Raw genomic sequence first — 21603 nt, forward strand, 5'->3', positions numbered from 1 at the left:
ATTAGGCGCCAGGGCCGGAGATATATTTTTCCGGGCTTAATAGTTGACTTATTTCAGATGCAAGAGTTTCATCAGAACTTGGTTTGATTTTAAATAACCAAACGCCGTATGGATTTTCATTCACAATCTCGGGCGATGCGTCTACCTCTTCGTTGAGTGCAACAATTTCTCCGCTCACAGGAGCATGAATATCGCTAGCTGCTTTTACGGATTCAATCACAGCAATGGCATCGCCCTGCTTTACTTGTTGACCCAGTTTTGGCGCCTGAAAAAACATTACATCACCAAGAGCCTCTTGTGCATGGTTACTAATACCAACCCACACTAGGCCATCATCTTCCTGATCGGCCCATTCATGGGTTTCCGCAAATTTAAATGTATCTTGGCTATTCATTGTTTTATCCTTTGCAAACATTTTATGCGCAGTCCCATAAACTAGTATTTCCCCAATAGCCCATTTATCCATCTCGCTTCATTAAATCCATCCATGCCAATTAAATTAGGAATTGTTCCCGTTACACCCTATGAGCAAAACTGCTCAATTTTGGTTTGCCAAGAAACCTCTGACGCTGCAGTGGTTGATCCGGGGGGTGATATTGAAAAAATCCTTGAGGCCCTTCAGCAGATGGGCGGCAAGGTCAAAAAGATCTTACTCACTCACGGACACCTAGACCATTGTGCGGCAGCTAAAGACTTGGCTGATCTGCTCGGAGTGCCTATTGAGGGACCACAGGAAGATGAGCGTTTTTGGATTGACCAATTGCCCGAACAAACAGTGCGTTTTGGTTTTGGGCATGCCAAAGTTTTTGAGCCTGATCGTTGGCTAAATAATGGCGATCATGTACAAGTTGGTAATGTTGATCTTGAAGTATTTCATTGTCCAGGCCATACGCCAGGCCACGTTGTATTTTTTGACAAGGAAGATCGTCTAGCAATAGTTGGAGATGTTTTATTTGCAGGATCAATTGGCAGAACTGATTTTCCACGCGGCAATCATGCTGACTTGATTAATGCGATTAAAACGAAACTTTGGCCCTTAGGGGATGATGTGCAGTTTGTGCCGGGACATGGGCCAATGTCTACGTTCGGAAAAGAACGTAAAACCAACCCCTATGTTGGGGATGGCGCTTAAAAACTTTTACTGCGTCAGGAATTAGGTTTTTGCTGAACCAGTACGATGAGTACGGTTGTATAAACAGCTAGCGCAGATCCAGCGCTGCTTACGATTACTTGTCGGAATCCATGTGCCACCCTCGAGGCGCTTTTCACGACTGCAAGAAGAGCAAAATTTCAGGCTCTGAGAGGTTTCTTGGGTAGCTGCTGGAGTTGAGGTAGTCATGGGCAATCCGGGTAAGGCAAATCTTATACAGAGATCTATTTTACCCGTTTTGTCCCACTGGAGCTGGGCTAAGCACAACTCGGACTGAATCGGCTGTTTTATTGCCGTCAAAATCAAGCCAAGCCTTGTTTTCAAAGTCATAGAGCTTGCACTTACGTGCAGTATCAAAATACCAACCCCAGGAGAACTTTTGCACAAAAATACGCTCTGGAAGGATGGTTTCCAGGGTTGTTTGGGCTTCCTCTAGGCGATATAAGGGAACACTCATGTCCACGTGATGGGCTGTGTGCTCCATGATGTGGTGCATTAATTTGCCCCAAATCCAGTTAAAAGTCAGATGTACGGTTGTAGAGACAAAAGGCTGGGCGCGTAACCACTCCGATTTCTTGTCATACCAAGACACCTTTGGATGGGTATGGTGAACGTAGACCACAAACCCGATCATGCCATTCCAGAATAAGAAAGGAACAGCAAAACCAGTGAGCAAACCTACCCAAATAGATTGACCAGTGGCGATGGCTCCGGCAATTAAGCAACCAATCCAAATAATCGCAAACGCTGTAACGAGCAAATTATCTTTTAAGAATATGGGGCGATCACCAGGTTTGTTTTTGGCATTTGGGAAATACTCACGTCTCCACCAAATTTCAATGAGGTAATAAAAAACAGGACCCCAACCACTGCGGTAAAGGCGCTCTAGAGCCTTACGCCATGAGGGAAGCGCGTCATATTCTGATTTTGATAAGGGCGCCCATACAAAGTCAAAACCCTTTAGATTGGTTTGGCCATGATGCACAACGTTATGACCAACATCCCATAGGCTATATGGAGTCAAGGATGGCAAGAACGCAATACGACCTAACACTTTATTGAGCTCACGATTAGGCGTGTAACTTTGATGGCAGGCATCGTGACCCAAAATAAAGATGCGACCGGTTACAAAGCCGGCGATGAGACCAAAGACAACCTTCAATAGAACGCTCTCTACAAAAATCGTTCCGGCAATGCAACCCAACCATAGGAGTGCATCGATTACCAGGAGCATGATTGCGCGTGCAGTTTCACCTTGGGCCATTGGGATTAGCCAGCTTCGAATGATTTTTCGATGCGGCAGTGGCGCCTCTGGCGGCAAAGGATTAGTTAAAGATGGCTCTGAAAGGGCGGTATTTAGATTTGTAGACACGATAAGAATCAATAAGTTAGATGCAAATGATAGTGGTTTTCGCAATTTTCCGCATGATGTAGGTCAAAAACCCCTCAATTTTTGGCGCGCCCGGCAGGAATCGAACCTGCGACCCTTGGCTTCGGAGGCCAATACTCTATCCACTGAGCTACGGGCGCCAGTAAAAAACGGATTACCCGCTTATTGTAAGTGCCTATAACCCTACTCTCTAGTTATAATCTATGCAAAATAACCCTAAAACCCGTCAAACGATAAATACTTATGAGCAACGAGCACGGAAATCTGATTAAGTCCCCAAAACAACTCATCATCATGGTGTTTGCAAGCTTTTTTGTACCACTCATCATTATTTTGCTATTGATGGTGTTTGTAAATAATGGCACCCGAAGCGATTCTTCCGCATCGGCCGAGGAGCTCATTAAGCCGGTAGCGCAATTAAATTTTAAAGATGCTAACGAGGCTGCAGCTCCTGCTCAAGCTGCCAAATAAGTAAGCGCTCCCCAATTTGAAAAGCTGGCCATGCGCCAGCTTTTTTATTTGCATCTATTCGTTCTTCGCATCCAAAGCAATTTGATAAGCCTCTTTCTTGGTGAGACCTAAAGTTTGCGAAAGGACAGCCGCGATTTCTTTGCTACCAAGATAAGGGCTCAAAGCGTTTGCCCAAACCAAGAGAGAGGAATGCTCCGGAGCCTCATCAACATTGGATGAGCGCCCCGCTACCACGATAACAAATTCGCCCTTTAGGCTCTCAGCCACTTCTAACCAGCTGACAATATTTTGCGCTTGAAGCGATACAAGCTGCTCAAATTTTTTAGTTAATTCGCGACAAACTAAAAGTTGACGATCAGGCTCTAGATTATTTGCAAGCAATGCTAGTGTTTCTTTGATGTGGTGTGGAGACTCAAAAAAAATGCTCGCTTTTTTGCTGCTAGAAATATCTTGCATGATCACATCGCGATCTTTACTTTTATTAGGCCAAAAACCTAAAAATTGAAAACGCCCTTCTGAGTTATGCATCACTGAGCCTGCTGCCGAGATCGCGCTAGACACTGCACTTGCCCCTGGAATGGGGACTACTCTCAGCCCCGCCTTTTGAACTTCATTTACTAGCTTTGCGCCAGGGTCTGATACTCCGGGCGTACCTGCATCTGAAATGTATGCCCAGCGTTCATTGTTAGAGAGGTGTTGGATGATCGTCTGAGCGCCAGAGATTTCGTTGTGTTCATGCAGGGCCATACATTTCTTGTGTATGCCAAATTGTTGAAGTAATGCTGCGCTATGCCTAGTATCTTCACAAGCAATTCCATCGACTGCATTCAAAACATGTAGGGCGCGCAAAGTAATGTCACCCAAATTACCAATGGGCGTTGCAACCATATATAAAGCCCCAGCGGGTAAATCCTGCTGCTTTAAAAAATCGAATGAGCTCGTTTCCATGGGGGGTTGCCTGCAAAAGTTAAACAATTACTAAGAGGATACGTTGCTTTTGAGATATGCTGATTCTTACTGAAATTAGGACGTCTTTAGCGCATAATATTGTTATGGAAAAAGAGATTAACGATGGTTTACGCAAGCGTGCTTCCCAGCATTTTTTAGAAAGCATTGCTGTAAAGCAAGAGGCTGAAAAATTATTGCCGGAGTCTGTTGCTAGAGGCGTATTAGCAATGGTGGATTGTTTGCGCGCTGGTAACAAGGTGATGGCCTGTGGCAATGGCGGCTCTGCAGCAGATGCTCAGCACTTTGCGGCAGAGCTGATTGGACGTTTTGAAAGAGAGCGCCAAGAATTAGCTGCGATTGCGTTGACAACTGACACTTCAATTCTGACCGCGATTGGAAACGACTATAGCTATGACGATATTTTCAGCAAGCAAGTTCGTGGGCTCGGCAAGCAGGGCGATATTCTTTTAGGAATCTCGACGTCTGGCAACTCCAAAAATGTTGTAAAGGCAATTGAGGCAGCAAAAAAAATGGGCATCAAAATTATTGCCCTAACCGGTAATGGCGGTGGAAAAATAGCCCAGCTATTAGATCAAGATGATATTCATTTGTGCGCGCCATCAACTCGCACCGCACGTATTCAAGAAACGCATTTAGTTTTACTTCATGCCTTATGTGATGGCGTAGACCATATTTTGCTCGACTAAAAATTTCACATTAAACAGAAAATATCTCAATGAAAATCTCATTTATCAGAAGATTGTTTGTCGCTGCTCTTATCGTATCTCAGCTTTCAGCATGCGCAGTGGTTGCTGTTGGTGGAGTGACTGCAGGCGCAACCATCATGGCAGACCGTCGCACACCGGCAGTACAGGCTATTGATAAAGGCATTGAGTTGGAGGCCGAGAATGCCTTAGCAAAACGTTTTGGCGATAACGCCCATATTAATGTGACCTCATTTAACCAAAAAGTATTGCTGACTGGCGAAGTGAAGGATGCAGATATTAAGAACGAGGCAGGCTCGTATGTAAAAGCAATGAAGAATGCCCGCTCGGTCTTTAATGAATTAGTGATTGGACCTAATAGCGCATACACTTCACGAGCCACTGATTCTTATCTCGAGTCTAAGATCAAAACACAAATGATATTTACTAATGAGCTGCCATCAAACTCGATGGCTATTGTGGCTGAAGGAAGTAGCGTATATCTCATGGGTATCTTGACGCAAAATGAGGCTGATCTCGCGAAGAAAGTCGCGAGCAATACTAACGGCGTGAAAGATGTTTACGTTTACTTTGACATCATTTCTCAAGCAGAAAAAGTGCGACTAGAAAAGCAAGGAAAGGCTGATGAAGCGCAGCCGAACAGCCCGCCCAAATTCCAATAATTTTTTGTAAGTTGGTGATATTCTCAATGCGAGTGATTGTTCAAACAGTTTTTTTGTTTACAACACTCGCTTATTTCATGCCAGCCGCACGAGCAAATACCGAAGATGCAAAAGCCTTCGTGATTGCAAAACAAAATGCATGCTTAGGTTGCCACGCAGTGAATAAAAAAATTGTTGGCCCAAGCTTTCAAGCGGTAGCTGAAAAATATAAGAGCGATCCGAATGCACAAGCACTCTTAAAAAATAAAATTGCTAAGGGTGGTGCAGGCTCTTGGGGTGTTGTACCGATGCCCGCTAATACCAAGTTAAATGAAGCAGATTTATCTACATTAACCAGTTGGATATTACGTGGTGCGCCCAACAAAAATTAATGCTGAAAATTAGCGTGCGAGACCTGGTCTTCCCAAGAACCACCACCAAGCTTCATTAGAGCGCTTGAGGTTTTCTTTTAGTACATAGTCCATATCGGCCCATTGCTCGTTGGCCGCCTCTTCCACAATCGTTGCGGGGCTTGCTGGAGGCAATTTAAGGCAAGCGTCAGCGTCACCATAAGCGAATTCAACGGTCATCCCCGCCTTTTGAGCCAAATGCATCATGGCTTTGTTATTAGCAAGACAATGAACGTAGAGAGTTTCAATGCGGGTGTTGCGTGAATGTACGGCCGAACGCTCTAGCAATGCAGTTCCCAGGCCCTTTCCGCGACCTTCCGGTAGAACGGATACTCCAAATTCAGCGGCTCGCGCCTGGTTTTTATGTTCTGGTAAGTAAGCTAAATGTGCCATACCAACAAGCTTCAGATCTAAATCAAACACACCAAAGATGACGTCTTTATTGAAATCCAGGTGCTCCACATAGTGGCGAATGACTTCGTCAGGCGTCTGCGTGCCAAAGCGCAAGCGTCGATCTTCATCATTTAGTTGCAATAAATGATGCAAAACCTCCTGCCTGTATCCGGCGTGAAGTTCCCGAACAGGTACAGCCTGTCTAGCCCTATTTGGCTTGGCAGGTAAGTGACTATTCGCTAATTTATTGTCCATAACAACATCTTAGCAGGAATAGGGTTAAATTTCAGGGTTTTCCCTAGGTTTGTTGGAAATACGTCAAAAAAGCATGAAAAAACAGTCAAATTTTCAGGCCATCTAGTGCTAAACCCTAAAAAAAGCAAAATTTATCAAAAAAAGTTGAATTTTTTTCAAAACCTAGACCCTTGTTTTTATTGGATTTATTTGTGCACTCAGAAAAAACTTCACCTTTTTTAAGTAAAAGAGTACGAAAGGTGTTGACGACCCGAAATAAGTGCGCTATAGTCTCACCTCTCTGCTGAATGTTATTTGAAATACAAAACAAGTCAGCCCTCTTTAAAAATTAGTCAACCGATAATTGTGGGTACTAAGTGAAAGCATCCAGTCCTTCGGGACAGATGTAAATAAATAGTACTCATAGACAGTAAAAAGATTTGGTTTTATTACCAAGTCAATTTCTTGAATGAGTGCGACGATCCGCAAGGATCACAGGAATTGAACTGAAGAGTTTGATCCTGGCTCAGATTGAACGCTGGCGGCATGCCTTACACATGCAAGTCGAACGGCAGCACGGGTGCTTGCACCTGGTGGCGAGTGGCGAACGGGTGAGTAATACATCGGAACGTACCTTATCGTGGGGGATAACGCAGCGAAAGCTGTGCTAATACCGCATACGCCCTGAGGGGGAAAGCGGGGGATCGAAAGACCTCGCGCGATTAGAGCGGCCGATGCCTGATTAGCTTGTTGGTGGGGTAAAAGCCCACCAAGGCGACGATCAGTAGCTGGTCTGAGAGGACGATCAGCCACACTGGGACTGAGACACGGCCCAGACTCCTACGGGAGGCAGCAGTGGGGAATTTTGGACAATGGGGGAAACCCTGATCCAGCAATGCCGCGTGAGTGAAGAAGGCCTTCGGGTTGTAAAGCTCTTTTGTCAGGGAAGAAACACCGGCTCTAACACAGTCCGGGAATGACGGTACCTGAAGAATAAGCACCGGCTAACTACGTGCCAGCAGCCGCGGTAATACGTAGGGTGCGAGCGTTAATCGGAATTACTGGGCGTAAAGCGTGCGCAGGCGGTTATACAAGACAGGCGTGAAATCCCCGGGCTTAACCTGGGAATGGCGCCTGTGACTGTATAGCTAGAGTGTGTCAGAGGGGGGTAGAATTCCACGTGTAGCAGTGAAATGCGTAGATATGTGGAGGAATACCAATGGCGAAGGCAGCCCCCTGGGATAACACTGACGCTCATGCACGAAAGCGTGGGGAGCAAACAGGATTAGATACCCTGGTAGTCCACGCCCTAAACGATGCTGACTAGTTGTTCGGGATTTACATCCTGAGTAACGTAGCTAACGCGTGAAGTCAGCCGCCTGGGGAGTACGGTCGCAAGATTAAAACTCAAAGGAATTGACGGGGACCCGCACAAGCGGTGGATGATGTGGATTAATTCGATGCAACGCGAAAAACCTTACCTACCCTTGACATGTCACTAACGAAGTAGAGATACATTAGGTGCTCGTAAGAGAAAGTGAACACAGGTGCTGCATGGCTGTCGTCAGCTCGTGTCGTGAGATGTTGGGTTAAGTCCCGCAACGAGCGCAACCCTTGTCTTTAGTTGCTACGCAAGAGCACTCTAAAGAGACTGCCGGTGACAAACCGGAGGAAGGTGGGGATGACGTCAAGTCCTCATGGCCCTTATGGGTAGGGCTTCACACGTCATACAATGGTGCATACAGAGGGTTGCCAACCCGCGAGGGGGAGCTAATCTCAGAAAATGCATCGTAGTCCGGATCGTAGTCTGCAACTCGACTACGTGAAGCTGGAATCGCTAGTAATCGCGGATCAGAATGTCGCGGTGAATACGTTCCCGGGTCTTGTACACACCGCCCGTCATACCATGGGAGTGGGTTTTGCCAGAAGCCGTTAGCCTAACCGCAAGGAGGGCGACTGCCACGGCAGGGTTCATGACTGGGGTAAAGTCGTAACAAGGTAGCCGTATCGGAAGGTGCGGCTGGATCACCTCCTTTCTAGAGAAAAGATGCTGGATCTATAGTGCCCACACTTATCGGTTGACAATAAAAGCCACGGGTCTGTAGCTCAGCTGGTTAGAGCACTGTGTTGATAACGCAGGGGTCGTAGGTTCAAGTCCTACCAGACCCACCACCAGCCAGAAACAAGACTTAGTGGGACGTTGGGGGATTAGCTCAGCTGGGAGAGCACCTGCTTTGCAAGCAGGGGGTCGTCGGTTCGATCCCGTCATCCTCCACCATCATCTAAATGTCAAAACTAAGCGATTTAATAATTGTTTAGTTTTGCCATTTATGGCTGTTCTTTAAAAATTTGAGTAAGCAAAGTGTCAAATGTTTCTTTGAGAGGACATTTGACAATGTAATAAGGGTAAAGATTGAATCATCAATCAGTAATACAAACGAGTTTTACCAAGTTCTTAACAAAGTACTTACAGTTTGGATTACGGCAAACATGTCAGAAGTAGAAGTAAACCTGTAACAGGTGCTAGCAATGGTGCTCGTTATAGGATCAAGTGAATAAGTGCACATGATGGATGCCTTGGCGATTACAGGCGACGAAAGACGTTATAACCTGCGATAAGCCCCGGGGAGCTGGTAAATAAGCTTTGATCCGGGGATTTCTGAATGGGGAAACCCACCACTTTTGTGGTATCCATACCTGAATACATAGGGTATGAGAAGCGAACCTCGTGAACTGAAACATCTAAGTAGCGAGAGGAAAAGACATCAACCGAGATTCCCAGAGTAGTGGCGAGCGAAATGGGAAGAGCCTTCTAGTGATAGCTCAGTAATTAACAGAATGGAATGGAAAGTCCAACAATAAAGGGTGATAGTCCCGTATGTGAAAATTATTGGGTGGTACTAGGCTAGAGACAAGTAGGGCGGGACACGTGAAATCCTGTCTGAATATGGGGGGACCATCCTCCAAGGCTAAATACTCGTAATCGACCGATAGTGAACAAGTACCGTGAGGGAAAGGCGAAAAGAACCCCGGGAGGGGAGTGAAATAGATCCTGAAATTGTGTGCATACAAACAGTAGGAGCCTCGTAAGGGGTGACTGCGTACCTTTTGTATAATGGGTCAGCGACTTACATTCAGTAGCAAGCTTAACCGAATAGGGAAGGCGTAGCGAAAGCGAGTCCGAATAGGGCGCTAGTTGCTGGGTGTAGACCCGAAACCAGTTGATCTATCCATGGCCAGGTTGAAGGTGCGGTAACACGTACTGGAGGACCGAACCCACTAACGTTGAAAAGTTAGGGGATGAGCTGTGGATAGGGGTGAAAGGCTAAACAAAACTGGAAATAGCTGGTTCTCTCCGAAAACTATTTAGGTAGTGCCTCGTGTATCACTGTAGGGGGTAGAGCACTGTCATGGTAGTGGGGTCCATTGCGGATTACTGCGCCATAGCAAACTCCGAATACCTACAAGTGCAAGCACGGGAGACAGACATCGGGTGCTAACGTCCGGTGTCAAGAGGGAAACAACCCAGACCGCCAGCTAAGGTCCCTAATATATGCTAAGTGGGAAACGAAGTGGGAAGGCTAAAACAGTCAGGAGGTTGGCTTAGAAGCAGCCATCCTTTAAAGAAAGCGTAATAGCTCACTGATCGAGTCGTCCTGCGCGGAAGATGTAACGGGGCTAAGCATATAACCGAAGCTGCGGATCACAGCAATGTGATGGTAGGAGAGCGTTCTGTAAGCCTGTGAAGGTGTCTTGTAAAGGATGCTGGAGGTATCAGAAGTGCGAATGCTGACATGAGTAGCGATAAAGGGGGTGAAAAGCCCCCTCGCCGTAAGCCCAAGGTTTCCTGTTCAACGTTCATCGGAACAGGGTGAGTCGGCCCCTAAGGCGAGGCAGAGATGCGTAGCTGATGGGAACAAGGTTAATATTCCTTGACCATTGTTAGATGCGATGGGGGGACGGATCGCGGAAAGTTGTCCGGGTGTTGGAAGTCCCGGTTCTTGCGTTGGAGAAGGCTATTAGGTAAATCCGGTAGCGTAATTCAAGGGCGTGAGACGAGCGAATTTATTCGCGAAGCAATTGGAAGTGGTTCCAAGAAAAGCCTCTAAGCTTCAGTCTAACAAGACCGTACCGCAAACCGACACAGGTGGGCGAGATGAGTATTCTAAGGCGCTTGAGAGAACTCAGGAGAAGGAACTCGGCAAATTTGTACCGTAACTTCGGGATAAGGTACGCCCTGGTAGTTTGACCCTGTACAAGGGGAGGACGAAAGGGTTGCAATAAAAAGGTGGCTGCGACTGTTTAATAAAAACACAGCACTCTGCAAACACGAAAGTGGACGTATAGGGTGTGACGCCTGCCCGGTGCTGGAAGATTAAATGATGGGGTGCAAGCTCTTGATTGAAGTCCCAGTAAACGGCGGCCGTAACTATAACGGTCCTAAGGTAGCGAAATTCCTTGTCGGGTAAGTTCCGACCTGCACGAATGGCGTAACGATGGCCACACTGTCTCCTCCTGAGACTCAGCGAAGTTGAAATGTTTGTGATGATGCAATCTACCCGTGGCTAGACGGAAAGACCCCATGAACCTTTACTGTAGCTTTGCATTGGACTTTGAATCGGTCTGTGTAGGATAGGTGGGAGGCGTTGATAACAGGATGCTAGTTCTGTTGGAGCCAACCTTGAAATACCACCCTGATTTATTTGAGGTTCTAACCTTGGCCCGTTATCCGGGTCGGGAACAGTGCATGGTAGGCAGTTTGACTGGGGCGGTCTCCTCCCAAAGTGTAACGGAGGAGTACGAAGGTACGCTTGGTACGGTCGGACATCGTACCTAAAGTGCAATGGCAAAAGCGTGCTTAACTGCGAGACCGACAAGTCGAGCAGGTGCGAAAGCAGGTCATAGTGATCCGGTGGTTCTGTATGGAAGGGCCATCGCTCAACGGATAAAAGGTACTCTGGGGATAACAGGCTGATACCGCCCAAGAGTTCATATCGACGGCGGTGTTTGGCACCTCGATGTCGGCTCATCTCATCCTGGGGCTGTAGCCGGTCCCAAGGGTATGGCTGTTCGCCATTTAAAGAGGTACGTGAGCTGGGTTTAAAACGTCGTGAGACAGTTTGGTCCCTATCTGCCATGGGCGTTGGAGATTTGACGGGGGCTGCTCCTAGTACGAGAGGACCGGAGTGGACATTCCGCTGGTGTACCTGTTGTTTCGCCAGAAGCATCGCAGGGTAGCTATGAATGGAAGAGATAACCGCTGAAAGCATCTAAGCGGGAAACTTGCCTGAAGATGAGATCTCCCGTAGGTTTAACCTACATAAAGGGTCGTTGAAGACCACAACGTTGATAGGTCGGGTGTGGAAGTGCAGTAATGCATTAAGCTAACCGATACTAATTGCCCGTTAGGCTTGATCCTATAACCAGCACTATTGTGTTGGATGTTTGCCAGATTTAATCTGCATCCTTATTACATGCTTACTCAAATAGAGTTGTTGATTTAATCAGCAGCTCAACCCTCTACGCCCGGTGACCATAGCAAGTTGGAACCACTCCTTCCCATCCCGAACAGGACAGTGAAACGACTTTACGCCGATGATAGTGCGGATTACCCGTGTGAAAGTAGGTAACTGCCGGGCACCAATGCGACGCCCAGACCCTTTTAGGTCTGGGCGTTTTTACTTGTGCAAAGCGTTTAGAGTGATTGACAGAAACTCCATTTGGAGTCAGAATATTGGGTTCGCGGAGGGGTGTCCGAGCGGCTAAAGGAGGCAGACTGTAAATCTGTTGGCTATGCCTACGTAGGTTCGAATCCTACCCCCTCCACCAGATGTGCGGGATTAGTTTAATGGTAAAACAGCAGATTTCCAATCTTCGGTCAAGAGTTCGATTCTCTTATCCCGCTCCAGAATTTGTTGCATTAGATTTAGCCCATGTGGCTCAGTGGTAGAGCACTCCCTTGGTAAGGGAGAGGTCGGCAGTTCGATCCTGCCCATGGGCACCATGTTTGGTTTTATTAATTGTGTATTTCGTGTTTGGTTTAAGAGTTAACTAAAGGCAGATTAAAAATGGCAAAAGAAAAATTCGAGCGGACAAAACCGCACGTAAACGTAGGCACTATCGGTCACGTTGACCACGGTAAAACGACATTGACAGCAGCAATTGCAACCGTGCTTTCTAAAGCATTCGGTGGCGAAGCTAAAGCATACGATCAGATCGATGCTGCTCCTGAAGAAAAAGCACGTGGTATTACGATTAATACTGCGCACGTTGAGTACGAGACTGCAAACCGTCACTACGCACACGTTGATTGCCCAGGACATGCTGACTACGTTAAGAACATGATTACTGGTGCTGCTCAGATGGACGGCGCAATTTTAGTTTGCTCTGCTGCTGACGGCCCAATGCCACAAACACGTGAGCACATCCTCTTGGCACGCCAAGTTGGTGTTCCTTACATCGTCGTGTTCTTGAACAAGTGCGACATGGTTGATGACGCTGAATTGTTAGAACTCGTTGAAATGGAAGTTCGTGAGCTTTTATCTAAGTACAACTTCCCTGGCGATGACACACCAATCATTCAAGGTTCTGCTAAGTTAGCCCTTGAAGGCGACGAAGGCCCATTGGGTAAAGAAGCCATCATGAAATTGGCTGAAGCACTCGACACATACATCCCAACTCCAGAGCGTGCTGTTGACGGCGCGTTCTTGATGCCAGTAGAAGACGTGTTCTCTATCTCCGGTCGCGGTACTGTTGTTACAGGCCGTATCGAGCGCGGTATCGTTAAGGTTGGTGAAGAGATCGAAATCATCGGTATCAAGCCAACCCTCAAGACCACTTGTACTGGTGTTGAAATGTTCCGCAAATTGCTCGACCAAGGTCAAGCAGGCGATAACGTTGGTATCTTGTTACGCGGTACAAAACGTGAAGAAGTTGAGCGCGGCCAAGTATTGGCTAAGCCAGGTTCAATCACCCCACATACTCACTTTACAGCCGAGGTTTACATCTTGGGTAAAGATGAAGGTGGCCGTCATACTCCATTCTTTAACAACTATCGTCCACAGTTTTACTTCCGTACTACGGACGTAACTGGTTCAATCGAGTTGCCAAAAGACAAAGAAATGGTAATGCCTGGTGATAACGTCACGATTACCGTAAAACTCATCGCTCCTATCGCGATGGAAGAAGGTTTACGTTTTGCGATCCGTGAAGGTGGCCGTACTGTTGGCGCCGGCGTGGTTGCAAAGATTTTGGCTTAAGTAGTTTTTTATAAAGGGGTGTAGCTCAATTGGCAGAGCGTTGGTCTCCAAAACCAAAGGTTGGGGGTTCGATGCCCTCCGCCCCTGCCACGATTTGAACTGAAAGTAATATGTCTCATCAAACAGCAAGTCAAACTGAAGAAAAAAGCAGCTGGGTCTCTGGACTCGCTGCTTTAATCGTCGTCGCAGCGTTAGTTCTTTACTACACGCTGGCTGATCAATCTTTATTGGTTCGCTTAGCTGTTTTGTTTGGCGGTATTGCTGCTGCAGTTTTGATTGTGGCGATTTCTCCGGATGGGCGTCGTTTTATCGCCTACGCAAAAGATTCTTGGTATGAAGTAAAAAAGGTTGTTTGGCCAACTCGTAAAGAGACGACCCAAATGACTCTAGTCGTATTTGGCTTTGTTCTGATAATGTCCTTGTTTTTATGGTTTGCAGACAAATTAATTGAATGGCTAGTTTTTTCAGTCTTTTTAGGCTGGAAGTGAGTAAGAAAAATGACTGATTCTGAATTGGCCGTAAATCCACAAGCTACTGGCAATATGCGCTGGTACGTTATTCATGCTTATTCAGGCATGGAAAAAAGTGTCAAAAGAGGTCTTGAAGAGCGTATTGCACGTTCTGGCATGCCTGAAAAATTTGGCCGTATTTTGGTTCCCTCCGAAGAGGTAGTGGAAATCAAATCTGGCACAAAATCAGTTTCTGAGCGTCGTTTCTTCCCGGGATATGTCCTGATTGAGATGGAAATGACCGATGAAAGCTGGCATTTGGTGAAAAATACACCAAAAGTGACTGGATTCGTAGGTGGCGTTCGTAACCGCCCAAGCCCAATTTCTACTGCTGAAGTAGCCAAAATCATGGATCAAATGCAGGCTGGGGTGGATAAACCTAAGCCTAAGACTCTATTTGAGGTTGGCGAGATTGTCCGCGTTAAAGAAGGCCCATTTGTTGATTTCAACGGAAATATCGAGGAAGTCAATTATGAGAAGTCAAGATTGCGCGTTTCTGTTACAATTTTTGGCCGCGGTACCCCAGTTGAGCTGGAGTTCGGCCAGGTAGAAAAGATGTAAAAACAAGGACTTAGTCCTGTTTTGCAGTGCAGTAGTTTTAAGTGGTTAGCAATAACCGAGGAGCGGAACTAGAAAGCCAAAAACTAGTGAAGCGTTTACTCAACAGCGGTCTTTCCTAATGAGGTTAGGCGCGCTTTAAGGAGCAACACATGGCAAAGAAGATTATTGGCTTTATTAAGCTGCAGATCCCTGCAGGTAAAGCAAATCCATCACCACCCGTAGGTCCAGCATTGGGTCAACGCGGTCTTAACATCATGGAATTTTGTAAGGCGTTTAATGCTCAAACTCAGAGCATGGAACCTGGCCTGCCAATTCCAGTCGTGATTACAGCGTTCGCTGATAAGAGCTTCACATTCATCATGAAGACTCCTCCAGCAACCATCATGATTAAGAAGGCTGCAAAGATCGAAAAAGGATCACCACGCCCCCATACCGATAAGGTTGGTTCAATTACTCGTGCTCAAGCAGAAGAAATTGCTAAAGCAAAAATGCCAGATTTGACAGCAGCCGATATGGATGCAGCTGTTAGAACAATCGCTGGTAGCGCCCGTTCCATGGGCATCACTGTGGAAGGTCTCTAATCATGACTAAATTATCTAAACGCGTAAAAGCAATTCAATCTAAAGTTGATCGCAACAAGTTCTACTCATTAGATGACGCATTGAACCTCGTTAAAGAGTGTGCAACTGCTAAGTTTGATGAATCTATCGACGTTGCTGTTCAGTTAGGTATTGATGCTAAGAAGTCTGACCAAGTTGTGCGTGGCGCAGTAGTGCTCCCAGCTGGTACAGGCAAGCATGTTCGTGTAGCTGTTTTTGCACAGGGCGAAAAGGCTGAACAAGCCAAAGCTGCTGGCGCAGAAATCGTTGGCATGGAAGATCTTGCTGAGCAAATTAAAGGCGGCAAAATTGATTTCGATATTTTGATCGCATCTCCAGACACAATGAAGATTGTTGGTACTTTAGGTCAAGTATTGGGCCCACGTGGCTTGATGCCAAACCCAAAAGTTGGAACAGTGACTCCTGACGTTGCTACTGCAGTTAAGAATGCAAAAGCTGGTCAAGTTCAGTTCCGTGTGGACAAAGCCGGTATCGTGCACGCAAGCATTGGCCGTCGTTCATTCGAACCAACTGCATTGAAGTCGAACTTGCTCGCATTGCTCGAGGCTTTGAATAAAGCTAAACCTCCTGCATCTAAGGGCATCTATTTAAAGAAGGTTGCCGTAAGCAGCACCATGGGTGCAGGCGTACGTGTAGACCAAGCATCGTTACAGGCTGCAGCTTAATTAGCCTGTAACAAAAAAGAACTTTGGGTCGACTCCCGCTTTTTGAGTGAGAGTCGAACATCAAAGACCGTTGGTGGGTTAGTTGCTTGCTCAGAATTAATTCTTAATCGTTACGAAAGTAATAGCCAGCGCAGATGGCGACCCTGAAAAGATTTTCACAAGAGCCTTTGTGAACAAATGATCAGACGCTGGTGTGTAACCCCAACTGGAAACAGTTGGTTTTTATGGAGTTAAACCGTGCCTTTGAATGTACAAGACAAAAAAGCGATTGTTGCTGATGTCGGCGCTCAATTGGCTGGAGCCCAAACTGTCGTGCTCGCTGAATACCGTGGTATTCCAGTAGAGCAGTTGACAAAGCTACGTGCTAGCGCACGTGACCAAGGTGTATATCTTCGCGTTTTGAAGAACACATTGGCACGCCGTGCTGCACAAGGCACACAGTTTGAGCCTCTTGCTGATTCGATGGTTGGCCCCTTGATCTATGGCATCTCTGCTGATCCGATTGCCTCGGCAAAAGTATTGCAGAACTTTGCAAAGACTCAAGACAAGCTAGTCATTACTGCTGGCTTATACAACGGCAAGTTGTTAGACGTTGCAGGCGTAAAAGCCCTCGCAACAATTCCAAGCCGCGACGAGTTGTTATCTCAGTTGTTAGGTGTGATGTTGGCACCAGTATCTGCGATGGCTCGCGTGTTGGGCGCAGTAGCAGCACAAAAGGCAGCTGGAGCACCCGCTCCTGTAGCCGAAGTAGCAGCACCTGCAGTTGAAGCAGCAGCACCAGCAGCAGTAGTTGCTGAAGCCGCCGCTCCAGAAGCAGCTGCTGAGCCTGCAGCCGCAGCCCCAGAAGCTGGAACAGAAGCAAAAGAAACCCCTGCCGCTGAATAAGCGACAGATTAACTATTTAAGTATTAGGAGCTAAAAATGGCGATTACTAAAGAAGAAATCATTGATGCAGTAGGTAGCATGTCCGTTATGGATTTGAACGACTTGGTTAAAGCGTTCGAAGAGAAGTTTGGCGTTTCAGCTGCAGCTATGGCTGTTGCTGGTCCTGCTGGTGCAGGCGGCGGCGGTGCTGCTGCTGAAGAGCAAACAGAATTCACTGTTAACTTGCTCGAAGCTGGCGCAAACAAGGTTTCAGTAATTAAGGCAGTTCGCGAAATTACTGGTCTTGGCTTGAAAGAAGCTAAGGACTTGGTTGACGGTGCACCGAAGCCAATCAAAGAAGGCGTTGACAAGAAAACTGCTGAAGAAGCTAAGAAGAAGCTTGAAGAAGCTGGCGCTAAAGCAGAACTTAAGTAATACATACAATGCTGGCGCCTCTCACAAAGGGGCGTTAGCCATGTTGGGTTTGACCTCTAGAGGTCAAACCCGATTTCATTTTTGATTGAAATCGGGTTTGCCTTCTGATACGACTGCAGAATGCAAGTTTGGTCGGACACTAGATCGAAACGATTTAGTGTTGTCCGCCAGTGATTGGTAGTGGCCAATCGCCAAATCTTTGTACAGTCGCTGAATTCGGAGATGAAATGAACTATAGCTTCACCGAACGCAAGCGAGTCCGTAAAAGCTTTGCTAAGCGAGTAAACAACCACCAGGTCCCGTACCTGATCGCAACGCAGCTGGAATCCTACGCTAAATTTTTACAGGCTGATAAGCCGGCAATGTCTCGTCTTACCGAGGGACTTCAAGCTGCCTTTACATCAGCATTCCCAATTGTGTCTAACAACGGCTATGCACGTATGGAATACGTGTCTTACCAGTTATCACAGCCACCGTTTGACGTTAAAGAATGTCAACAACGTGGTTACACATACCACTCAGCCTTACGCGCAAAAGTTCGCTTGATTATTTATGATCGCGAAGCGCCTACTAAGGTTAAAGAGGTAAAAGAGAGCGAAGTCTACATGGGTGAAATTCCACTCATGACAGAAAACGGCTCTTTTGTGATCAATGGTACTGAGCGCGTCATCGTTTCTCAGTTGCACCGTTCCCCAGGCGTGTTCTTTGAACACGATAAGGGCAAGACACATAGCTCAGGTAAGTTGCTGTTCTCAGCACGTATCATTCCTTACCGTGGTTCATGGCTCGATTTCGAGTTTGATCCAAAAGATATTCTCTATTTCCGCGTTGACCGTCGTCGTAAGATGCCTGTCACCATTTTGCTCAAAGCAATTGGTTTAAACAACGAACAGATTCTTGCTAACTTCTTTAACTTTGACCATTTCTCATTGACTGCTAACGGCGGCTCAATGGAATTTGTGCCAGAGCGTTTGCGTGGTCAGTTAGCTAGCTTTGATGTGCTCGACAAGAATGGCGTTGTAGTCATTCAAAAAGACAAGCGTATCAATGCAAAGCATATTCGCGAACTCGAAGCTGCAAAAACAAAAACAATCGCTGTACCAGATGACTATCTAATTGGTCGGGTAGTTGCACGTAATATTGTTGATCCAGACTCCGGTGAAATCTTGGCTTACGCTAATGATGAAATCACTGAAGAGTTGTTGGCGACATTGCGCGATGCAGGCATCAAGCAATTAGAAACTATCTACACCAACGATTTGGATTCTGGTGCTTACATTTCACAGACATTGCGTACTGACGAAACAGCGGACCAAATGGCTGCTCGTATCGCCATCTACCGCATGATGCGTCCTGGTGAGCCTCCAACAGAAGATGCTGTTGAAGCCTTGTTCCAACGCTTGTTCTATAGCGAAGATACTTACGATTTGTCACGCGTTGGCCGTATGAAGGTCAACAGCCGTTTGAACCGTCCAGAAATGGAAGGTCCAATGGTTCTGTCAAACGAAGATATCCTCGACACCATTAAGTCCCTGGTAGATTTGCGTAACGGCAAAGGCGAAGTAGACGATATCGATCACTTAGGTAATCGTCGTGTACGTTGCGTTGGTGAATTGGCAGAAAACCAATTCCGTGCTGGTTTGTCACGTGTGGAGCGTGCGGTTAAAGAACGTCTCGGTCAAGCCGAAACAGAAAACCTCATGCCGCATGACTTGATTAACAGCAAGCCAATCTCTTCTGCGATTCGTGAGTTCTTCGGTTCTTCACAGTTATCCCAGTTTATGGACCAAACCAACCCACTCTCAGAGATCACGCACAAGCGTCGTATTTCTGCATTGGGACCTGGTGGTTTGACGCGCGAGCGCGCAGGCTTCGAAGTGCGCGACGTGCATCCAACCCACTACGGACGTGTTTGCCCAATTGAAACTCCAGAAGGACCAAACATTGGTTTGATCAACTCACTCGCGTTGTTTGCGCGTTTGAATGAGCATGGTTTCCTTGAGACCCCATACCGTAAGGTTGCTAACAGCAAGGTAAGCGATGAAGTGGTTTACCTCTCTGCGATTGAAGAAGCCAAGTACGTGATTGCTCAGGCAAATGCAACAATCGACAAGAGCGGTAAGTTAGCTGATGAATTGGTTTCAGCTCGTCAAGCTGGTGAGACCATGATGGTTAGCCCGGAGCGCATCGATTTCATCGACGTTGCTCCTAGCCAAATCGTTTCTGCTGCTGCTTCATTGGTTCCATTCTTGGAGCATGATGATGCGAACCGTGCGTTGATGGGTGCGAATATGCAACGTCAAGCGGTTCCTTGCTTGCGTCCAGATAAGCCATTGGTTGGTACCGGTTTAGAGCGTATTGTTGCGGTTGACTCCGGCACAGTCGTATTGGCAGCGCGTGGCGGTATTGTTGATTACGTGGATGCAAATCGTGTCGTGATTCGCGTGAACGACGATGAGACTGCCGCTGGTGAAGTTGGTGTGGATATTTATAACCTCATCAAGTACACCCGTTCAAACCAAAACACCAACATTAACCAGCGCCCAATCGTGAAGGTTGGCGATCGCGTAGTCCGCGGCGACGTAGTTGCTGACGGCGCATCTACCGATTTGGGCGAATTAGCATTGGGTCAAAACATGACTGTGGCATTTATGCCATGGAACGGTTACAACTTCGAAGATTCAATCTTGATCTCTGAGAAGGTTGTTGCTGATGACCGCTACACCTCTATTCATATTGAAGAGTTGTCAGTAGTTGCACGTGACACCAAGCTTGGTTCAGAGGAAATTACACGCGATATCTCTAATTTGGCTGAGTCACAACTCTCCCGCTTGGATGAGAGCGGTATTGTTTACATCGGTGCTGAAGTTGAAGCTGGTGACGTATTGGTTGGTAAGGTAACTCCAAAGGGCGAGACTACTCTCACTCCTGAAGAGAAGCTCCTCCGTGCGATCTTCGGTGAAAAAGCATCTGATGTTAAAGATACTTCTTTGCGCGTTCCGTCAGGAATGATTGGTACTGTTATTGATGTTCAGGTCTTCACCCGTGAAGGTATTGAGCGCGATGCCCGTGCACAAGCAATTATTCAAGAAGAATTACAACGCTATCGTTTGGACTTAAACGATCAGTTGCGTATTGTTGAAGGCGATGCCTTCATGCGTTTAGAAAAACTGTTGATTGGCAAAGTTGCCAATGGTGGTCCTCAGAAATTAGCTAAAGGCACTAAGATCGACAAGGAATACCTTGCTGGCTTAGATAAATACCATTGGTTTGATGTGCGTCCAGCAGATGATGAAGTTGCCTCACAAGTTGAAGCGATTAAGTCCTCTATCGAAGCGAAACGTAAACAGTTTGATGAAGCTTTTGAAGAGAAGCGCACTAAGCTTACCCAGGGTGATGATTTGCAACCTGGTGTAACGAAGATGGTTAAGGTGTACTTGGCAGTTAAGCGTCGCTTACAGCCTGGTGACAAGATGGCCGGTCGTCACGGTAACAAGGGCGTGGTTTCTAAAATCGCTCCAGCAGAAGACATGCCATTTATGGCTGACGGACGCCCTGTTGACATCGTCTTGAACCCATTGGGTGTTCCTTCCCGTATGAACGTTGGTCAGATCTTGGAAACCCACTTAGGTTGGGCTGCTCAAGGTATTGGTAAGCGTATCGACGAGATGGTTCGTGAGCACGCTAAGCAAACTGAATTGCGTAAGTTCTTCAAGCAGCTTTACAACGAAACAGGCCGCATTGAAGACATCGACAACTTCACTGATGAGCAGATCAATGTTTTGGCTGAGAATCTCCGTCAAGGCTTGCCATTTGCTACTCCAGTGTTTGACGGTGCTACAGAAGCTGAAATCGGACGCATGCTCGAGTTGGCGTATCCAGAAGATGTTGCTAAATCTTTGAAGATGACTCCTTCACGTCAGCAAATGATTTTGTGCGACGGTCGTACTGGCGATCAATTTGAGCGTCCAGTCACTGTAGGCGTAATGCACGTCTTGAAACTCCACCATTTGGTCGATGACAAGATGCACGCACGTTCAACCGGACCTTACTCTTTAGTAACGCAACAGCCATTGGGCGGTAAAGCTCAGTTCGGTGGTCAGCGCTTTGGTGAGATGGAAGTCTGGGCCCTCGAAGCATACGGTGCTTCATATGTCTTGCAGGAAATGCTGACAGTGAAGTCCGATGACGTCGCAGGCCGTACCAAGGTTTACGAAAACATCGTCAAGGGCGAGCACACGATTGATGCTGGCATGCCCGAATCCTTCAACGTGCTGGTAAAAGAAATCCGTTCGTTGGGTATTGACATTGACATGGAGCGCAACTGA

At 46.8% G+C, this 21603-nt stretch carries 17 protein-coding genes, 7 tRNA genes, 3 rRNA genes and 1 pseudogene; 22 read left to right on the forward strand and 6 right to left on the reverse strand.

The window, feature by feature from the left end; genetic code table 11:
* Position 1: 1 nt before the first annotated feature.
* Positions 2-394, reverse strand: a complete 393-nt coding sequence (gene gcvH / locus AOC20_RS00135; RefSeq protein ID WP_251373106.1) for a glycine cleavage system protein GcvH — start codon at positions 392-394, stop codon at positions 2-4.
* A gap of 93 nt (positions 395-487) precedes the next feature.
* Here gcvH and AOC20_RS00140 point away from each other — a divergent pair, with 93 nt between their 5' ends.
* A complete protein-coding gene (locus AOC20_RS00140; protein WP_433915456.1) occupies positions 488-1132 on the forward strand; it encodes an MBL fold metallo-hydrolase in 645 nt (214 codons plus the stop codon).
* A 21-nt stretch (positions 1133-1153) separates the two neighbouring features.
* Here AOC20_RS00140 and AOC20_RS00145 read toward each other — a convergent pair whose 3' ends face one another.
* The 3 genes from AOC20_RS00145 to AOC20_RS00155 all read right to left on the reverse strand — a co-directional run bounded on the left by AOC20_RS00145 (position 1154) and on the right by AOC20_RS00155 (position 2680).
* Positions 1154-1339, reverse strand: coding sequence for a hypothetical protein (locus AOC20_RS00145; RefSeq protein ID WP_041396810.1), 186 nt, complete (start codon positions 1337-1339; stop codon positions 1154-1156).
* A gap of 40 nt (positions 1340-1379) precedes the next feature.
* Complete coding sequence (locus tag AOC20_RS00150) at positions 1380-2534, reverse strand: fatty acid desaturase (protein WP_433915457.1); 1155 nt, start codon at positions 2532-2534, stop codon at positions 1380-1382.
* 70 nt (positions 2535-2604) lie between these two features.
* Positions 2605-2680 (reverse strand) — tRNA-Arg (locus tag AOC20_RS00155).
* Between the two features lie 103 nt (positions 2681-2783).
* On the opposite strand from AOC20_RS00155, the gene AOC20_RS00160 reads away from it, so the two are divergent.
* Complete coding sequence (locus AOC20_RS00160) at positions 2784-3011, forward strand: hypothetical protein (RefSeq protein ID WP_251373108.1); 228 nt, start codon at positions 2784-2786, stop codon at positions 3009-3011.
* A gap of 54 nt (positions 3012-3065) precedes the next feature.
* Here AOC20_RS00160 and rsmI read toward each other — a convergent pair whose 3' ends face one another.
* On the reverse strand, positions 3066-3959 hold the full coding sequence (gene rsmI / locus AOC20_RS00165; RefSeq protein ID WP_215360602.1) for a 16S rRNA (cytidine(1402)-2'-O)-methyltransferase: 894 nt from the start codon (positions 3957-3959) through the stop codon (positions 3066-3068).
* A 104-nt stretch (positions 3960-4063) separates the two neighbouring features.
* Between rsmI and AOC20_RS00170 the strand changes: the two genes are divergently transcribed.
* The 3 genes from AOC20_RS00170 to AOC20_RS00180 are packed head-to-tail and all read left to right on the forward strand — an operon-like array spanning position 4064 to position 5717.
* Positions 4064-4666, forward strand: coding sequence for a phosphoheptose isomerase (locus AOC20_RS00170; protein ID WP_215360603.1), 603 nt, complete (start codon positions 4064-4066; stop codon positions 4664-4666).
* A 29-nt stretch (positions 4667-4695) separates the two neighbouring features.
* Positions 4696-5346, forward strand: a complete 651-nt coding sequence (locus AOC20_RS00175; protein ID WP_215360604.1) for a BON domain-containing protein — start codon at positions 4696-4698, stop codon at positions 5344-5346.
* 53 nt (positions 5347-5399) lie between these two features.
* Positions 5400-5717 (forward strand): c-type cytochrome, encoded by a 318-nt coding sequence (locus tag AOC20_RS00180; RefSeq protein ID WP_251373109.1) that lies wholly within the window; start codon positions 5400-5402, stop codon positions 5715-5717.
* A gap of 9 nt (positions 5718-5726) precedes the next feature.
* On the opposite strand, the gene AOC20_RS00185 is transcribed toward AOC20_RS00180, so the two are convergent.
* Entirely contained in the window at positions 5727-6383 is a 657-nt protein-coding gene (locus AOC20_RS00185; RefSeq protein WP_215360606.1) for a GNAT family N-acetyltransferase, read from the reverse strand.
* A gap of 482 nt (positions 6384-6865) precedes the next feature.
* Here AOC20_RS00185 and AOC20_RS00190 point away from each other — a divergent pair.
* The 17 genes and pseudogenes from AOC20_RS00190 (at position 6866) to rpoB (ending at position 21603) form a co-directional block, all read left to right on the forward strand.
* Positions 6866-8398, forward strand: a 16S ribosomal RNA gene (locus tag AOC20_RS00190).
* 59 nt (positions 8399-8457) lie between these two features.
* Positions 8458-8534, forward strand: a tRNA-Ile gene (locus AOC20_RS00195).
* Between the two features lie 30 nt (positions 8535-8564).
* Positions 8565-8640, forward strand: a tRNA-Ala gene (locus AOC20_RS00200).
* Positions 8641-8907: 267 nt separating this feature from the next.
* Positions 8908-11781, forward strand: a 23S ribosomal RNA gene (locus tag AOC20_RS00205).
* Between the two features lie 106 nt (positions 11782-11887).
* A 5S ribosomal RNA gene (gene rrf / locus AOC20_RS00210) occupies positions 11888-12001 on the forward strand.
* The 16S, 23S and 5S rRNA genes sit together here with 5 tRNA genes alongside, the layout of an rRNA operon.
* 105 nt (positions 12002-12106) lie before the next feature.
* A tRNA-Tyr gene (locus AOC20_RS00215) sits at positions 12107-12191 on the forward strand.
* Between the two features lie 5 nt (positions 12192-12196).
* Positions 12197-12270 (forward strand) — tRNA-Gly (locus tag AOC20_RS00220).
* 21 nt (positions 12271-12291) lie between these two features.
* Positions 12292-12366, forward strand: a tRNA-Thr gene (locus AOC20_RS00225).
* Between the two features lie 64 nt (positions 12367-12430).
* Positions 12431-13621 carry an elongation factor Tu gene (gene tuf, locus AOC20_RS00230; protein ID WP_071464430.1) on the forward strand — a complete coding sequence of 397 codons (1191 nt, stop codon included), beginning with the start codon at positions 12431-12433 and terminating at the stop codon, positions 13619-13621.
* Between the two features lie 14 nt (positions 13622-13635).
* Positions 13636-13711, forward strand: a tRNA-Trp gene (locus AOC20_RS00235).
* A gap of 20 nt (positions 13712-13731) precedes the next feature.
* Positions 13732-14109 carry a preprotein translocase subunit SecE gene (secE, locus tag AOC20_RS00240; protein ID WP_215360607.1) on the forward strand — a complete coding sequence of 126 codons (378 nt, stop codon included), beginning with the start codon at positions 13732-13734 and terminating at the stop codon, positions 14107-14109.
* Positions 14110-14118: 9 nt separating this feature from the next.
* Positions 14119-14691 (forward strand): transcription termination/antitermination protein NusG, encoded by a 573-nt coding sequence (gene nusG / locus AOC20_RS00245; RefSeq protein ID WP_251373110.1) that lies wholly within the window; start codon positions 14119-14121, stop codon positions 14689-14691.
* 149 nt (positions 14692-14840) lie between these two features.
* On the forward strand, positions 14841-15272 hold the full coding sequence (gene rplK, locus AOC20_RS00250; RefSeq protein ID WP_068320088.1) for a 50S ribosomal protein L11: 432 nt from the start codon (positions 14841-14843) through the stop codon (positions 15270-15272).
* Between the two features lie 2 nt (positions 15273-15274).
* Positions 15275-15976, forward strand: coding sequence for a 50S ribosomal protein L1 (gene rplA, locus AOC20_RS00255; RefSeq protein WP_215348179.1), 702 nt, complete (start codon positions 15275-15277; stop codon positions 15974-15976).
* Positions 15977-16213: 237 nt separating this feature from the next.
* A pseudogene (rplJ, locus tag AOC20_RS00260) lies at positions 16214-16762 on the forward strand (50S ribosomal protein L10); the annotation flags it as partial.
* Positions 16763-16897: 135 nt separating this feature from the next.
* Positions 16898-17275, forward strand: coding sequence for a 50S ribosomal protein L7/L12 (gene rplL / locus AOC20_RS00265; protein WP_112202584.1), 378 nt, complete (start codon positions 16898-16900; stop codon positions 17273-17275).
* 227 nt (positions 17276-17502) lie between these two features.
* Positions 17503-21603 (forward strand): DNA-directed RNA polymerase subunit beta, encoded by a 4101-nt coding sequence (gene rpoB / locus AOC20_RS00270; RefSeq protein ID WP_215360609.1) that lies wholly within the window; start codon positions 17503-17505, stop codon positions 21601-21603.

This window comes from Polynucleobacter ibericus, assembly GCF_018687955.1.
GTDB classification, from domain to species: Bacteria; Pseudomonadota; Gammaproteobacteria; order Burkholderiales; family Burkholderiaceae; genus Polynucleobacter; species Polynucleobacter ibericus.

Excerpts from the sequence above, each read along its gene's own strand:
- nusG (WP_251373110.1), top strand. The coding sequence starts at position 14,119 with ATGACTGATTCTGAATTGGCCGTAAATCCACAAGCTACTGGCAATATG.
- rpoB (WP_215360609.1), top strand. The coding sequence starts at position 17,503 with ATGAACTATAGCTTCACCGAACGCAAGCGAGTCCGTAAAAGCTTTGCT.
- AOC20_RS00175 (WP_215360604.1), top strand. The coding sequence starts at position 4,696 with ATGAAAATCTCATTTATCAGAAGATTGTTTGTCGCTGCTCTTATCGTA.
- AOC20_RS00140 (WP_433915456.1), top strand. The coding sequence starts at position 488 with ATGCCAATTAAATTAGGAATTGTTCCCGTTACACCCTATGAGCAAAAC.
- tuf (WP_071464430.1), top strand. The coding sequence starts at position 12,431 with ATGGCAAAAGAAAAATTCGAGCGGACAAAACCGCACGTAAACGTAGGC.
- rsmI (WP_215360602.1), bottom strand. The coding sequence starts at position 3,959 with ATGGAAACGAGCTCATTCGATTTTTTAAAGCAGCAGGATTTACCCGCT.
- AOC20_RS00160 (WP_251373108.1), top strand. The coding sequence starts at position 2,784 with ATGAGCAACGAGCACGGAAATCTGATTAAGTCCCCAAAACAACTCATC.
- AOC20_RS00185 (WP_215360606.1), bottom strand. The coding sequence starts at position 6,383 with ATGGACAATAAATTAGCGAATAGTCACTTACCTGCCAAGCCAAATAGG.
- rplL (WP_112202584.1), top strand. The coding sequence starts at position 16,898 with ATGGCGATTACTAAAGAAGAAATCATTGATGCAGTAGGTAGCATGTCC.
- rplA (WP_215348179.1), top strand. The coding sequence starts at position 15,275 with ATGACTAAATTATCTAAACGCGTAAAAGCAATTCAATCTAAAGTTGAT.
- gcvH (WP_251373106.1), bottom strand. The coding sequence starts at position 394 with ATGAATAGCCAAGATACATTTAAATTTGCGGAAACCCATGAATGGGCC.
- AOC20_RS00170 (WP_215360603.1), top strand. The coding sequence starts at position 4,064 with ATGGAAAAAGAGATTAACGATGGTTTACGCAAGCGTGCTTCCCAGCAT.
- rplK (WP_068320088.1), top strand. The coding sequence starts at position 14,841 with ATGGCAAAGAAGATTATTGGCTTTATTAAGCTGCAGATCCCTGCAGGT.
- AOC20_RS00145 (WP_041396810.1), bottom strand. The coding sequence starts at position 1,339 with ATGACTACCTCAACTCCAGCAGCTACCCAAGAAACCTCTCAGAGCCTG.
- secE (WP_215360607.1), top strand. The coding sequence starts at position 13,732 with ATGTCTCATCAAACAGCAAGTCAAACTGAAGAAAAAAGCAGCTGGGTC.